Raw genomic sequence first — 13,524 nt, 5'->3', positions numbered from 1 at the left:
TGCGAACATGTGCGAATTGCTGGGCATGAGCGCCAACGTCCCCACCGACATCGTCTTCAGCTTCACCGGCCTGATGCAGCGCGGCGGGCGCACCGGCCCGCACCGCGACGGCTGGGGCATTGGTTTCTACGAGGGGCGCGGCCTGCGCCTGTTCCAGGACCCGGCGGCGAGCAGCGAGTCGGAGGTGGCCAACCTGGTGCAACGCTATCCGATCAAGAGCGAAGTGGTCATTGGCCATATTCGCCAGGCCAACGTCGGCAAGGTCTGTCTGTCCAATACCCACCCGTTCGTGCGCGAGCTGTGGGGGCGCAACTGGTGCTTTGCGCACAACGGCCAGCTCGGCGATTTCAGCGGCTTGCGTACCTTTTACCGGCCCGTTGGTGACACCGACAGCGAAGCGGCCTTCTGCGACCTGCTCAACCGCGTGCGCGAAGCTTTCCCGGAGCCGGTTGCGATCGAGCAACTGCTGCCCGTGCTGGTCGAGGCGTGTAACGAGTACCGTGGCCAGGGCGTGTTCAACTGCCTGCTCAGCGACGGTGACTGGCTGTTCTGCTTCTGCTCCACCAAGCTTGTACACATCACCCGTCGCGCCCCGTTCGGCGCCGCGCGGCTGAAGGACGTCGACCTGATCGTCGACTTCCACACGCAAACCACCCCCAACGACGTGGTCACGGTGATCGCTACCGAGGCCTTGACCGAGAACGAAACCTGGCAGCGCTACGCGCCGGGCGAATGGGCCCTGTGGCGGCACGGCGAGTGCACCGCCCACGGACAAAGCCAAGGACGCTGAATGTTCAGAAGTTACTTGCGGTTGCTGTTGTTCACCTTTGGTCTGCTGGCCGGTGTCCAGGTGCCCGGGCTGGTCAAGGACTATAGCCAGCGGGTCGAGGCGCATGTGCTCGAATCGCGCCAGGCCTTGGATGGCTTCCGCCAGACTGCCCAGCGCTTTTTCAACGGCGATCTCGAGGCTCTGGTGCGGCATTACCGCAGCAGCGATGACCCTGTGTTCAACAGCGATGCCAACAGCATCGAGAGTCTGCTGATCCGCAACCAGTTGCTCGAGCGCGAATGGCAGGCGCTGCAAGGTTCGTGGCTGAGCCGTACTTGGCATGTGCTGGTGCAGCCAGAGCCGGCGCTGCGTGAAGAGACGCTCAAGGGCTACAGCTACCAGGTTCTGCTGGTGCCCGAGGCGATCGGCTGGGGCATCGGCGCCGGGTTCGTGCTGGCGTTCGTGGTCGAGAGCCTGTTGCTGGTGATCGGCTGGGTGATCTTGGGTGGACGGCGCAAGGCGGTCAAGGAAAGCTGGCGCTGAGGGCAATGCCAGTCAGCTAAGCCAATGGGGCCGCTACGCGACCCTTTCGCGACGCAAGGCCGATCCTACAGCCGGTATTCATGAGGATCACACGGTCGTGTAGGAGCGGCCTCGCGCCGCGAAAGGGTCGCGCAGCGGCCCCAACTGTTGATAGCTTTCCACAAACACGCGGCAAACAGTTGCAGGCGCGTTAATGTAGGCCATATGAACATGCACATGGGAGGCCGCCAAGTGAATCGCCTGCTGCTCAATTGCGACATGGGTGAAAGTTTCGGCAACTGGCGCATGGGCCTGGATGCCGAGGTGATGCCGTACATCGACTGCGCCAACATCGCCTGCGGCTACCACGCCGGCGACCCTGGCAGCATGCGCAGCACCGTGGCACTGGCGCTTGAGCATGGGGTGAGCATCGGCGCGCACCCGGCCTACCCGGATCTGGTTGGCTTTGGTCGCCGCTCCATGGCTTGCAGCGTCGAGGAGATCCGCGACCTGCTGCACTACCAGATCGGCGCCCTGGACGGCATCTGCAAGGTACTTGGCGCCAAGGTGAGCTACATCAAGCCGCATGGCGCGCTGTACAACGACATGATGGCCGATCCGCTCAAGCTGCGTGCGGTGCTCGAAGCCGTGGCGGCCTATGGCAGCGATCTGCCGCTGATGCTGATGGCCACCGCCGACGATAGCGCCGCCCAGGCATTGGGTGACGAGATCGGCGTGCCGCTGTGGTTCGAAGCGTTCGCCGACCGCGCCTACACCGCCAGTGGCCACTTGGTCTCGCGGCGTCTGCCAGGGGCCGTGCACCACGACCCGGCGCGAGTGGTCGAACAGGCCGTGCGCCTGGCCCGTGGCCAAGCGCTGGTGGCCGATGATGGCAGTGCACTGCTGCTGAACGCCGCAACCCTCTGTGTGCACGGCGACAACGACAGCTCCGTGGCCGCCGTGCGCCAGATTCGCCAGGCCCTCGATGCGCTGGAGGCGCGATGAAGCTGCGTATCGAAGTCGTGGCCATCGACAGCCTGATGGTGCGCTTGTTCGACCGTATCGACGAAGCCAACATGCCGTGGATCCTTGCCGCCAGTCAGCGCCTTAGCGCGGCGTTCGGCGCGCACTTGCTCGACCTGGTGCCGTCCTATACCACGCTGATGGTGCAGTTCGATCTGCCACCGGCTCAGGCGCGGGCGCTGATCACCCAGGCACTGGACGGGTTGCAGCCAGACACCGGCAGTGCAGGTCGGCGTCATGATATCCCGGTGTGGTACCACGCCAGCGTCGGCCCGGAACTGCCCGTGCTGGCAGCGCGCAGCGGGCTGAGTGAAGCCGAGGTGATCCGCTTGCACTGTGAACGTGAATACCCGGTGTTCGCCCTGGGTTTCGCACCCGGTTTCGGCTTCATGGGGCTGGTCGACGAACGCCTGGCCAGCCCGCGCCTGAACACCCCGCGCAAGCGTGTGGCGGCTGGCAGCGTCGGTATCGCCGAACGCCAGACGGCGGCTTATCCGGCAGTGTCGCCGGGAGGCTGGAACCTGATCGGGCGCACCCCGGTACGCCTGTTCGACCGCGAACGTGAAGGCTACAGCCTGCTACAGCCAGGGGACCGGGTGCGTTTCGTGGCGGTATCGCGGGAGGAATTTCTGGCCTTGGGCGGCGATGTGGAGGCGCAAGGGTGAAGCGCTTGAGGATCGAGGCCAGTACCGCCTTGTGCCAGTTGCAGGATGCCGGGCGCGTTGGTGTGCGTCATCTGGGCGTGACACAGGGCGGCGCGCTGGATTGGGTGGCGATGTATTGGGCCAACTGGTTGCTGGGCAACCCACTGGGGGCGCCGCTGGTAGAGGTGGCGCTGGGTGGTTTTGCGCTGGTGGCCGAGCAGGATTGCGTGCTGGCGCTGGCCGGGGCAGACCTGGATGCACGGGTGGATGATCAGCCAGTGCTGCCATGGCGTAGCGTGCGTTTGGCTAAAGGGCAGCGCTTGATCCTGAAACAGCCGAAGCAGGGTGTACGGGCGTATCTGGCCGCCCCGGGCGGGTTTCTTGGTGACGCTGTGTTGGGCAGCTGTGCCACGGTCGTGCGCGAGGAACTGGGCGGGATCGATGGGCGAGGGGCAGCGTTAGCTAAGGGGCAGGTGCTTTCCTTTGCCGGTGATTCGCCGGCCTTGCGCGAAGTACCGGCGGCCCTGTGCCCGTGCCATGTGGCCAAGCCGGTACTCGACTTGGTGATGGGCGCACAGATCGGTGACTTCAGCGGGACCAGCCTGTTCGAGGCGTTCAATCGTGACTGGACACTGGACAGTCGCGCCGATCGCATGGGCATTCGTCTACTGGGCCCGCAACTGGTGTACCAGGGCGCACCGATGATCTCCGAAGGCATCCCGCTGGGGGCCGTGCAGGTGCCGCCGGATGGGCAGCCGATCGTGCTGCTCAATGACCGGCAGACTATTGGCGGGTATCCGCGATTGGGGGCGTTGACGCCGTTGGCGTTGGCGCAGTTGGCGCAGTGCATGCCAGGTGCGGTGATGCGGTTCAGGGCGGTGGTACAGGACGAGGCGTGGCGCGAGCAGCAGGCTTATCTGGAACGTTGGTCGTAAGGTGGCTGGCCTATTCGCGGGTAAACCCGCTCCCACAGAATGGGCCAGCACAGGCTGCGTCACTTGGACAGGTAGCGCATGCCGTCTTCCAACCCTTGCAAGGTCAGCGGGAACATCTTGTCCTCGATCAAATCGCGTACCAGATGGGTCGAGGCGGTGTAGTCCCAGGTTTGCCTGGGGTAGGGGTTGATCCAGATGATGCGCTTGAATTTCTCCATGAAGCGCTGCATCCACACGTAGCCTGCCTCTTCGTTCCAATGCTCGACGCTGCCACCGGGCTGGGTGATTTCATACGGCGCCATGGCCGCGTCACCAACGAACACGACCTTGTAGTCGTCGCCGTACTTGTGCAGCAGGTCGAAGGTCGCGAAGCGTTCAGAGGTGCGCCGCAGGTTGTTCTTCCACACTGACTCATAGATGAAGTTGTGGAAGTAGTAGTACTCCAGGTGCTTGAACTCGGTCTTGCAGGCCGAGAACAGCTCTTCGCACACCTTCACGTGGGCATCCATCGAACCACCGATGTCGAACAGCAACAGCAGCTTCACCGTGTTGCGTCGCTCGGGGCGCATCTGGATGTTCAACAGGCCCGCGTCACGCGCGGTGTGGTCGATCGTGCCGTCGATGTCCAACTCCTCGGCGGCGCCCTCGCGGGCGAACTTGCGCAGGCGGCGCAGGGCCAGCTTGATGTTGCGCGTGCCCAGTTCGACCTGATCGTCGAGGTTCTTATACTCGCGCTGGTCCCATACCTTGACCGCCTTGCCCTGGCGTTTGCCGGCCTCGCCGACGCGGATGCCCTCAGGGTTAAAGCCCCCAGAGCCGAACGGGCTGGTGCCGCCGGTGCCGATCCACTTGTTGCCGCCGGCATGGCGTTCCTTCTGTTCTTCCAGGCGTTGCTTGAACGCCTCGATCAGCTTGTCCAGGCCGCCCAGTGACTGGATCTGCGCGCGCTCCTCGTCGCTGAGCGAACGTTCGAACTCCTTGCGCAGCCAGTCTTCCGGGATCAGTGCCTCGATATGCCGGTCGAGGTTTTCCAAACCCTTGAAGTAGGCGGCGAAGGCTCGGTCGAACTTGTCGAAGTGGCGCTCGTCTTTGACCAGGATGGCGCGGGCGAGGTAGTAGAACTCGTCCATGTCGGCGAACACCACGCGCTTTTCCAGGGCATGATGCAAATCAAGCAGCTCGCGCACCGATACCGGCACCTTGGCTGCACGCATTTCATTGAACAGGTTGAGCAGCATGGCCCGGCTCCTGTCAGCGGTTGCCGCGCCGGCTCATGAAGGCCAGGCGCTCGAGCAGTTGCACATCTTGCTCGTTCTTGACCAGGGCGCCGGCCAGCGGCGGGATGGCCTTGGTCGGATCGCGCTCGCGCAGCACCGCTTCACCGATGTGGTCGGCCATCAGCAGCTTGAGCCAGTCGACCAGCTCGGAGGTGGAGGGTTTTTTCTTCAGGCCCGGCACCTTGCGCACGTCGAAGAACACGTCCAGCGCCTCGCTAACCAGCGACTGGCTGATGTTCGGGTAGTGTACGTCGACGATGCGCTGCAGGGTGTCGCGGTCGGGGAAGGCGATGTAGTGGAAGAAGCAGCGGCGCAGGAAGGCGTCGGGCAGCTCCTTTTCGTTGTTGGAGGTGATGATGATGATCGGGCGCTGCTTGGCCTTGATGGTCTCGTCGATTTCATAGACGTAGAACTCCATCTTGTCGAGTTCTTGCAACAGGTCGTTGGGGAACTCGATGTCGGCCTTGTCGATTTCGTCGATTAGCAGAATGACCCGCTCGTCGGCCTCGAAGGCTTCCCACAACTTGCCTTTTTTCAGGTAGTTGCGCACGTCATGGACCTTGTCCACACCCAGTTGCGAGTCGCGCAGGCGGCTGACCGCGTCGTACTCGTAAAGGCCCTGGTGGGCTTTGGTGGTGGACTTGATATGCCAGGTAATCAGGCGTGCGCCGAAGGAGGCGGCCAGTTGCTCGGCAAGCATGGTCTTGCCGGTGCCCGGTTCACCCTTGACCAGCAGCGGGCGCTCCAGGGTGATGGCCGCGTTGACCGCCAGTTTCAGGTCGTCTGTGGCGACGTAGTCGCGGGTGCCTTCGAACTTCATGAAGCGGGTCCTCTGGAAGGCCTCATTGCGGGGCCAGGAAGGTTTACGAGTATTCAGCGACTATAACCCCGGCCCTGCGCGCTGAAAACGCAGACCGGGTATTCAGTCCCTGAATGGTGCGTCACTCGGCCCTCGCCGCTCACTTGGCTTTGCGGTATCGGGCTTTCATCAGCGGCTCTTCAGCGTGAGGTGAGCGCTTGACCGTCGCCGGCCCGGTCGAGTTCGAACGGGCTTTACGCACCTAGGCCATGGGCTTACCCTGCGCTTTTAAGCAGCATCATCCGACTTTTCAAGGACCCTGCCATGAGCCGTATCTACGCAGACAACGCCCACTCCATCGGCAACACGCCATTGGTGCAGATCAACCGTATCGCCCCGCGCGGGGTGACCATTCTGGCCAAGATCGAAGGGCGCAACCCGGGCTATTCGGTGAAATGCCGGATCGGCGCGAACATGGTCTGGGACGCCGAAGGCAGCGGCAAGCTCAAGCCGGGCATGACCATCGTCGAGCCTACTTCGGGCAACACCGGCATTGGCCTGGCCTTCGTCGCTGCGGCGCGTGGCTACAAGCTGATGCTGACCATGCCGGCCTCGATGAGCCTGGAACGGCGCAAGGTGCTCAAGGCCCTGGGCGCGGAACTGGTTTTGACCGATCCGGCCAAGGGCATGAAGGGGGCCATCGAGAAAGCCAACGAGATCGTCGCATCCGACCCTGCCTTGTACTTCCTGCCCGGCCAGTTCGAGAACCCGGCCAACCCGGCGATTCACGAAAAGACCACCGGCCCGGAAATCTGGAACGACACCGACGGCGCGGTGGACGTACTGGTCGCTGGCGTGGGCACTGGCGGCACCATCACCGGGGTGTCGCGCTACATCAAGCACACCCAGGGCAAGTCGATCCTCTCGGTGGCGGTGGAGCCGACGAGTTCGCCACTGATCAGCCAGACCCTGGCCGGCGAGGAACTCAAGCCCAGCCCGCACAAGATCCAGGGCATCGGCGCAGGCTTCGTGCCGAAGAACCTCGACCTGTCGATCGTCGACCAGGTCGAGACAGTGACCGACGATGAAGCCAAGGCCATGGCCATCCGCCTGATGCAGGAGGAGGGCATACTCTGCGGTATCTCCTGTGGCGCGGCGATGGCGGCTGCGGTGCGACTGGCCGAGAAGCCGGAAATGCAGGGCAAGACCCTGGTGGTGATTCTGCCGGACTCCGGCGAACGCTACCTGTCGAGCATGCTGTTCAGCGACCTGTTCAGCGAGCAGGAAAACCAGCAGTAAGCGGCAAGTTGCAAGCTTCAAGCCGCAAGATCATAGCCTGCATTGACGTAGATCAGCTTGCCGCTTGCAGCTAGAAGCTTGCAGCGCCCCCGGAGGGGGTTATCATGTCCGGCTATCTGGGGATGGCCTGATTTCCCCTCCAAGGAGTGTTGCATGACCTTTTCCTTCGTCGCCAAGGCGGGTGTCCTGCTGGTGTTCATCTCCAGCGTGCTGTTCGTTCACCTGCGCGGCAAGGCGCGCCTGCCGGTGCTGCGCCAGTTCGTCAACCATTCGGCGCTGTTCGCCCCCTACAACGCCCTGATGTACCTGTTCTCCGGCGTGCCGTCCAAGCCTTACCTGGACCGCGAGCGCTTCCCCGAGCTGGACGTGCTCAAGCACAACTGGCAAACCATCCGTGAAGAAGCCATGCGCTTGTTCGACGAGGGCTACATTCGCGCCGCCGAAAAAGACAACGACGCCGGTTTCGGCTCGTTCTTCAAGAAAGGCTGGAAACGCTTCTACCTCAAGTGGTACGACAAGCCGTTGCCCTCGGCCGAAGCCCTGTGCCCCAAGACCGTGGAGCTGCTCAGCGGTATCCCCAACGTCAAGGGTGCGATGTTCGCCCTGCTGCCTGGCGGCAGCCACCTGAACCCGCACCGCGATCCGTTCGCCGGCTCCCTGCGTTACCACCTGGGCCTGGCCACGCCGAACTCCGACGCCTGCCGCATCTACGTCGACGGCCAGCCCTACGCCTGGCGTGACGGTGAGGACGTGATGTTCGACGAAACCTTCGTGCACTGGGTCAAGAACGAAACCGACGTCACCCGGGTGATCCTGTTCTGCGACGTCGAGCGTCCGCTCAACAGCCCGCTGATGACCCGCATCAACCGCAAGGTCAGCGCCTTCCTCGGGCGTGCCACCGCGCCGCAGAACACCGACGACGAGCGCGTGGGTGGGATCAACCAGGCGTATGCCTGGAGCAAGCGCTTCAGCAATGTGATCAGCTCGCGGGTGAAGACCTTCAAGCGTGCTAACCCCAAGGCCTACCGCGTGTTGCGGCCGGTGCTGGCGGTGCTGGTGGCTTACGCGTTGTATCGCTGGTTGTTCTGAATCAGTTTTAGCCTGTCAGGGCCTCTTCGCGGGCAAGCCCTGACAGGCAGCTGACCTTTCAGAGCTTGTTCAGCCCTCGATTCGCCGTTATAGTCCGAAGCTCTCAATTCTTCCCGAAGAACCGTGTCCATGCCAGCCATCCCTTCCAGTACCGCTTTTGCCTCCGCGTTCGTCGCGGGCATGCGCGTGCATGGCAGCCAGCAGGCCGCGTTCAATGGTCAATACCCCCCACCTGTCAGTGGCGTCGTAGGCGGCGTAGCTCCGTCTCTTTGCGTGGTCGTGCTGGGCTGAGTCCCTGCGCACCTGCAACCTACTGAAATACGGTCGGCTATCCCTTCGCTAACGCGATAGCTGCGCCGTGCGGCTTTTCTTGCCCATACAGGTGGCATACATGTCTGTCTTCAACAAAGCATCCGTGGCCTCGGCGGCCACTACCAGCCTGTTCGTCCTGCTGTGGAGCAGCGGGGCGATCGTCTCCAAGCTTGGCCTGGCGCAGGCCAGCCCGTTCGCGTTCCTTCTGCTGCGCTCGGCACTGGCGCTCACCGGCCTGCTGCTGATCGGCCCGTTGCTGGGGCTGCGCTGGCCGCGTGGACGCGGCGCGATTCTGCGCGCGCTGGGCACCGGTTGCGTGCTGCTTGGCGCCTACCAGATCTTCTACCTGCTGGCGCTGAACACCCACGTGACCCCTGGCATCATGGCCACGGTCATGGGGGTGCAACCGATCCTCACGGTAGTGCTGATGGAACGCCAGCGTTACTGGAGCCGGCTGTCCGGACTGGCTCTCGGGCTGGGCGGTCTGGTGATGGTGGTCTATCAGGGCATCAACCTGGGCGGTGTGTCGCTGGCCGGCATGCTGTTCGCCCTGCTGGCGCTGGCCAGCATGACCGGTGGCTCGATCTTGCAAAAACGCATTACCGACAACCCCATGGGCACGCTGCCTCTGCAATACCTCGCCGGGTTTGCCCTGTGTGCGCTGTTCGCGCCGATGCAACCGCTGCACGTGCAGTGGAGCGCTGGCTTCTTCGGAGCGTTACTGTGGATGGGGCTGGTGGTGTCGCTGCTGGCGAACCTGCTGCTGTACCGGCTGATCGCGCGGGGCAACCTGGTGAATGTCACCAGCCTGTTCTACCTGGTACCAGCGGTGACTGCGGTGATGGACTTCATGATCTTCGGTAACCGCCTAGCGCCGCTGAGCTTGCTGGGTATGGGCTTGATCGTAGTGGGGTTGTTGTTCGTGTTCCGCAAGCCGGCGCTGCGTGCCGCCGAGGCCTGAGCGGTCTTGCCGGGGCGCCGGACAGGCAGGAAAGGGCTGCGCAGTAGCCCCAGGATCTTGGCATCCTGCATAGATCGTCGGGGGCCGCTTTGCGGCCCGTTCGCGGCGCAAGGCCGCTCCTACACGGTCCGCGCCGTTGTTGTCATTGCCTGGCAGGTTTGAGCACCAGCCACAGCGCTGCGCCAATCAGCACACCGCCATACAGATGCGCCATCGACAGCGGTTCATCCAGCAACCACGCCCCCCACAACACCCCGAACACCGGGATCAGGAAGGTCACCGTACTGGCCTTGACCGGCCCGATCTCGGCCAGCAGGCGGAAGTACAGGATGTAGGCGAACGCCGTACACAGCAGCCCCAAACCCAGCAGCGACAGCCACACCTGCCAGCCGCCCCAGCTGGCAGGTGGCTGGGTCAGTGCGCTCCAGGCGAACAACGGCGTCAGCATCAAGGTCGCGCCGAGCATGCTGCCCAGGGCCGACAGGCGGCTGTCCAGGCCGCTGATCCAGCGGCGCGCGAGAAAACCGGCAAAGCCGTAGCAGGTGGTTGCCGCGAGGCAAGCCAGGGCGCCTTGCAGCAGGGCTAGGTCCAGCGCCACAGGCCCGGCGCCGCTGAGTATGCCAACGCCGAACAAACCGAGGAAAATGCCGCACAGCTTGGGCAGGGTCATGGCTTCGCGGAAGCACAGTGCGCCGATCAGCACGCCCATCAACGGCGTGGTGGCGTTGAAGATCGCCGAATAGCCAGCCGGCAGTACCTGGGCGGCTACCGAGTAGAAGGTCGCCGGGATCCCTGAGTTGATCATGCCCAGCACCAGGCAGGCGCCGAGCTTGCCTTGGAAGTCCCAGCGCACCTTGGCTGTACCCAGGATCGCAATCAGCCCCAGGCAGGCGATCGACACCCGCAAGAACGCCGTCGGTACGCTGCCAAGCTCCGGGGCGATGATACGCATGAACAGAAAGCTCGCCCCCCAGACAGCGGCAAGGGTCAGCAGGCGGGCAAGGGCGATGGGACTCACGGGGGTCTCCGGCGATAGGGCAGGGGCGCGAGTGTACGCCAGGCAGGGGCGCAGATTCTTGTGCTTTCTTGCGGCACTGTCGGGGCGATTCGGGCGGCGAAACAGATGCAGGCGGCTAAGCTCTTTCACTCCACCCTTACCGAGGCCCTGTCATGTCCCAACCCTGGCCCGCCACCGACATCGCCCGGACGATCCTCGAGGGGTTCGACGACTACCGCGAGCACTTCCGGCGCATTACCCTCGGCGCCCGCGAGCGCTTCGAGCAGGCGCGCTGGCAGGACATCCAGCACGCGGCGGCCGCGCGCATCAACCTGTACGAAGAGAAAGTCGCCGAGGTCAACGGCTGGCTGCGCAAGCGCTTCGCGGCGCAATTGCTGCTGGAGGTGGAGCAGTGGCCGCTGGTCAAGAGCGCGTACATCCGCCTGATCGACCCGCGTCTGGACGATGAGTTGTCCGAGACGTGGTACAACTCGCTGTTCTGCAGCCTGTTCAGCCATGATCAGATCAGCGATGGCTGCATGTTCATCCACACCACCCGGCCATCGATGCGCAGTCACGAGCGCGCCGCGCAGATCCGTACCTACCGCCCCGATGGCGGTCTCAAAGGGCTGCTGCGCACGGTCTTTGCCGATTACGCATTCGAGGTGCCGTTCGCCAACCTGGAAGGCGACCTGGAGCGGCTGCAAGAGCAGTTGCGCGAGTGCCTGCCCGATTGGGTCAGCAAGGATCCCTCGCTGGTGCTGGAGCTGTTCACCCCGGTGCTTTACCGCAACAAGGGGGCGTACCTGGTGGGCCGCTTGCACAACCGCGACGAACAGTGGCCGCTGGTGATCCCGCTGTTGCACCGCGAGGGCCAGGGGCTCGAGGCCGATGCGCTGATCACCGACGAAGCGCAGGTGTCGATCATCTTCTCGTTCACCCGTTCCTACTTCATGGTCGATGTGTCGGTGCCAGCCGAGTTTGTTAATTTCCTCAAGCGCATCCTGCCAGGCAAGCACATTGCCGAGCTGTACACCTCGATCGGCTTCTACAAGCACGGCAAGTCGGAGTTCTACCGCGCATTGATCAATCACCTGGCCAACAGCGACGACCGTTTCATCATGGCTCCGGGGGTGCGCGGCATGGTCATGAGCGTGTTCACGCTGCCGGGCTTCAACACCGTGTTCAAGATCATCAAGGACCGTTTCTCGCCCTCGAAAACCGTGGATCGTGCCACGGTGATCGATAAATACCGCCTGGTGAAGAGTGTCGATCGCGTCGGGAGGATGGCCGATACCCAGGAGTTCGCCGATTTTCGCTTCCCAGTGGCCAAGTTTGAGCCCGACTGCCTGGCCGAGTTGCTGGAGCTGGCGCCGTCCACGGTGGTATGTGAAGGCGACACGGTGCTGATCCGCCATTGCTGGACCGAACGGCGCATGACCCCGCTCAACCTGTACCTGGAACAGGCCAGCCCAGCGCAGGTGCTTGAAGTGCTGGAAGACTACGGCCTGGCAATCAAGCAGCTAGCGGCGGCGAACATCTTCCCAGGCGACATGCTGCTCAAGAATTTTGGCGTCACCCGCCACGGCCGAGTGGTGTTCTACGACTATGACGAGATCTGCTTGCTGACCGAGGTGAACTTCCGTCGGATTCCACCGCCGCGTTACCCGGAGGACGAGCTGTCCGGCGAGCCGTGGTATTCGATTGGGCCGCATGATGTGTTCCCTGAGGAATTTCCGCCGTTTCTGTTCGCTGATATCACGCAGCGGCGCCTGTTCAGCCGGCTGCATGGCGAGTTGTATGACGCCGGATACTGGCAGGGTGTGCAGGCGGCAATCCTGCAAGGCAAGGTGATCGACGTGTTTCCATACCGGCGCAAGGCACGCTGATTAGACGCCCGTCTGCGCTGGCACAGGGCGTGCAATCTACCGGGCTTTAGCCGCGTGTGCTCGTCGAGCGGTTCAGCCTTTCAGGCACTTAAGCTCACTAAAATCCGCCCGCACCTTGTCCAGCCGCTGTTGCAGGAACTGCCGCTGCTCGGGGCTGCTCTGTTTCATCAGATCCCCCAGCAGGCTGCGTGCCTGCTGCTCGGTGTGCTGGAAGGCCTGGCGGTACTCCGCTGTCCACAGGCTTTCACGGCGTTGCAGCAATTGCGCCAGGCGTGGCTCGAAGCTGGGCGTGGTGCGCTGCTCCATCACCAGCAGCAGTTGCTGCTGCCAGTGGGCACGGTTGGCGATCCATGCGCGGTTCTGGTCGCCCAAGGCCTCGGACCAACGCTCGACGCGCAGGCGCTGTTCGGCATTGAGCTTGCCCAGCCACGGCGTCAGGCGCTTCTGCATGCGTGTGGCGCGCGCTTCGATCTGTCGGGGCAGGGGCGTATCGACGTATTCCTTCTGCCGCTTGGCGATATCGTCGCGAAATGCCTGGCGCATCTCGGCCACCTGGTCGTCGCTCATGTCACGCAGCAACACAGTGGCCGAAGGGGTGATCTCGGCGGCGACTCGGTCAATCGCCTGGCGTATTTGCGCGGTACGTTGACGCAGGGCGTCATCGGTCACCGCATCGTCGGCCACCATCTGGCGCACACCGTCGAGCCAGTCGAGGTAACCGGGCAGCTGTGTCTTGCAGTGCCAGGCCAGGTGTTCCTTGAGCCGTTGGTCCAGCAGGTTTTTCTGTTCGCGGTTCATGTCCAGGTAGTCGCCCAGTGACCAGGGCACCAGACGGTCGAGGTTGCGGTAGGCCAGGTCGATGCGGCTGCAGGCCATGAGCGACAGGGCCAGGGCAATCAACAGCAACACGGGCTTTATCAGGCGTAATGGCATGGTGCAGATCCTTGCAACAGCAGACCAGGCGGTAGATGCAAAGGGCGCGCGGCGGTTCCGGCGGATGTGCGCGCG

At 63.4% G+C, this 13,524-nt stretch carries 13 protein-coding genes; 9 read left to right on the top strand and 4 right to left on the bottom strand.

Annotation, left to right across the window (positions count from 1 at the left end; all coding sequences use genetic code 11):
* Positions 1–7 precede the first annotated feature (7 nt).
* From ACNFIC_RS04480 to ACNFIC_RS04460, 5 genes are all read left to right on the top strand, one after another.
* On the top strand, positions 8–790 hold the full coding sequence (locus ACNFIC_RS04480) for a class II glutamine amidotransferase (RefSeq protein ID WP_138218354.1): 783 nt from the start codon (positions 8–10) through the stop codon (positions 788–790).
* On the top strand, positions 791–1,312 hold the full coding sequence (locus tag ACNFIC_RS04475; RefSeq protein WP_138218353.1) for a DUF2937 family protein: 522 nt from the start codon (positions 791–793) through the stop codon (positions 1,310–1,312).
* 204 nt (positions 1,313–1,516) lie between these two features.
* On the top strand, positions 1,517–2,296 hold the full coding sequence (locus ACNFIC_RS04470) for a 5-oxoprolinase subunit PxpA (RefSeq protein ID WP_138218352.1): 780 nt from the start codon (positions 1,517–1,519) through the stop codon (positions 2,294–2,296).
* The gene (gene pxpB / locus ACNFIC_RS04465) at positions 2,293–2,979 is read left to right on the top strand and encodes a 5-oxoprolinase subunit PxpB (RefSeq protein WP_138218351.1); all 687 of its coding nucleotides are present in this window, start codon (positions 2,293–2,295) and stop codon (positions 2,977–2,979) included. The genes ACNFIC_RS04470 and pxpB overlap by 4 nt, the downstream gene beginning before the upstream one ends.
* Positions 2,976–3,893 carry a biotin-dependent carboxyltransferase family protein gene (locus ACNFIC_RS04460; RefSeq protein ID WP_416780095.1) on the top strand — a complete coding sequence of 306 codons (918 nt, stop codon included), beginning with the start codon at positions 2,976–2,978 and terminating at the stop codon, positions 3,891–3,893. Before pxpB ends, ACNFIC_RS04460 begins: the two co-directional genes overlap by 4 nt.
* A 59-nt stretch (positions 3,894–3,952) precedes the next feature.
* On the opposite strand, the gene ACNFIC_RS04455 is transcribed toward ACNFIC_RS04460, so the two are convergent.
* Both ACNFIC_RS04455 and ACNFIC_RS04450 read right to left on the bottom strand, forming a co-directional pair.
* The gene (locus ACNFIC_RS04455; RefSeq protein WP_138218349.1) at positions 3,953–5,131 is read right to left on the bottom strand and encodes a vWA domain-containing protein; all 1,179 of its coding nucleotides are present in this window, start codon (positions 5,129–5,131) and stop codon (positions 3,953–3,955) included.
* 13 nt (positions 5,132–5,144) lie between these two features.
* The gene (locus ACNFIC_RS04450; RefSeq protein WP_138218348.1) at positions 5,145–5,990 is read right to left on the bottom strand and encodes an AAA family ATPase; all 846 of its coding nucleotides are present in this window, start codon (positions 5,988–5,990) and stop codon (positions 5,145–5,147) included.
* A gap of 303 nt (positions 5,991–6,293) precedes the next feature.
* Here ACNFIC_RS04450 and cysK point away from each other — a divergent pair, with 303 nt between their 5' ends.
* The 3 genes from cysK to ACNFIC_RS04435 all read left to right on the top strand — a co-directional run bounded on the left by cysK (position 6,294) and on the right by ACNFIC_RS04435 (position 9,630).
* A complete protein-coding gene (gene cysK, locus ACNFIC_RS04445) occupies positions 6,294–7,268 on the top strand; it encodes a cysteine synthase A (protein WP_138218347.1) in 975 nt (324 codons plus the stop codon).
* 153 nt (positions 7,269–7,421) lie between these two features.
* On the top strand, positions 7,422–8,357 hold the full coding sequence (locus tag ACNFIC_RS04440; protein WP_138218346.1) for an aspartyl/asparaginyl beta-hydroxylase domain-containing protein: 936 nt from the start codon (positions 7,422–7,424) through the stop codon (positions 8,355–8,357).
* A gap of 391 nt (positions 8,358–8,748) precedes the next feature.
* On the top strand, positions 8,749–9,630 hold the full coding sequence (locus ACNFIC_RS04435) for a DMT family transporter (RefSeq protein WP_416780093.1): 882 nt from the start codon (positions 8,749–8,751) through the stop codon (positions 9,628–9,630).
* Between the two features lie 142 nt (positions 9,631–9,772).
* On the opposite strand, the gene ACNFIC_RS04430 is transcribed toward ACNFIC_RS04435, so the two are convergent.
* On the bottom strand, positions 9,773–10,648 hold the full coding sequence (locus ACNFIC_RS04430; protein WP_138218344.1) for a DMT family transporter: 876 nt from the start codon (positions 10,646–10,648) through the stop codon (positions 9,773–9,775).
* A 152-nt stretch (positions 10,649–10,800) separates the two neighbouring features.
* Here ACNFIC_RS04430 and aceK point away from each other — a divergent pair, with 152 nt between their 5' ends.
* Entirely contained in the window at positions 10,801–12,516 is a 1,716-nt protein-coding gene (gene aceK, locus ACNFIC_RS04425; protein WP_416780091.1) for a bifunctional isocitrate dehydrogenase kinase/phosphatase, read from the top strand.
* Positions 12,517–12,588: 72 nt separating this feature from the next.
* Here aceK and ACNFIC_RS04420 read toward each other — a convergent pair whose 3' ends face one another.
* Positions 12,589–13,449, bottom strand: a complete 861-nt coding sequence (locus ACNFIC_RS04420; RefSeq protein WP_416780089.1) for a DUF6279 family lipoprotein — start codon at positions 13,447–13,449, stop codon at positions 12,589–12,591.
* Between the last annotated feature and the right edge of the window lie 75 nt (positions 13,450–13,524).

Source organism: Pseudomonas sp. NY15463, assembly GCF_048068415.1.
Taxonomy (GTDB): domain Bacteria; phylum Pseudomonadota; class Gammaproteobacteria; order Pseudomonadales; family Pseudomonadaceae; genus Aquipseudomonas; species Aquipseudomonas mosselii_C.
The sequence above is the reverse complement of the archived record's forward strand: the minus strand, read 5'-3'. Positions and strand labels throughout refer to the sequence as shown.

Excerpts from the sequence above, each read along its gene's own strand:
- ACNFIC_RS04480 (WP_138218354.1), top strand. The coding sequence starts at position 8 with ATGTGCGAATTGCTGGGCATGAGCGCCAACGTCCCCACCGACATCGTC.
- ACNFIC_RS04475 (WP_138218353.1), top strand. The coding sequence starts at position 791 with ATGTTCAGAAGTTACTTGCGGTTGCTGTTGTTCACCTTTGGTCTGCTG.
- ACNFIC_RS04470 (WP_138218352.1), top strand. The coding sequence starts at position 1,517 with ATGAACATGCACATGGGAGGCCGCCAAGTGAATCGCCTGCTGCTCAAT.
- pxpB (WP_138218351.1), top strand. The coding sequence starts at position 2,293 with ATGAAGCTGCGTATCGAAGTCGTGGCCATCGACAGCCTGATGGTGCGC.
- ACNFIC_RS04455 (WP_138218349.1), bottom strand. The coding sequence starts at position 5,131 with ATGCTGCTCAACCTGTTCAATGAAATGCGTGCAGCCAAGGTGCCGGTA.
- ACNFIC_RS04450 (WP_138218348.1), bottom strand. The coding sequence starts at position 5,990 with ATGAAGTTCGAAGGCACCCGCGACTACGTCGCCACAGACGACCTGAAA.
- cysK (WP_138218347.1), top strand. The coding sequence starts at position 6,294 with ATGAGCCGTATCTACGCAGACAACGCCCACTCCATCGGCAACACGCCA.
- ACNFIC_RS04440 (WP_138218346.1), top strand. The coding sequence starts at position 7,422 with ATGACCTTTTCCTTCGTCGCCAAGGCGGGTGTCCTGCTGGTGTTCATC.
- ACNFIC_RS04435 (WP_416780093.1), top strand. The coding sequence starts at position 8,749 with ATGTCTGTCTTCAACAAAGCATCCGTGGCCTCGGCGGCCACTACCAGC.
- aceK (WP_416780091.1), top strand. The coding sequence starts at position 10,801 with ATGTCCCAACCCTGGCCCGCCACCGACATCGCCCGGACGATCCTCGAG.
- ACNFIC_RS04420 (WP_416780089.1), bottom strand. The coding sequence starts at position 13,449 with ATGCCATTACGCCTGATAAAGCCCGTGTTGCTGTTGATTGCCCTGGCC.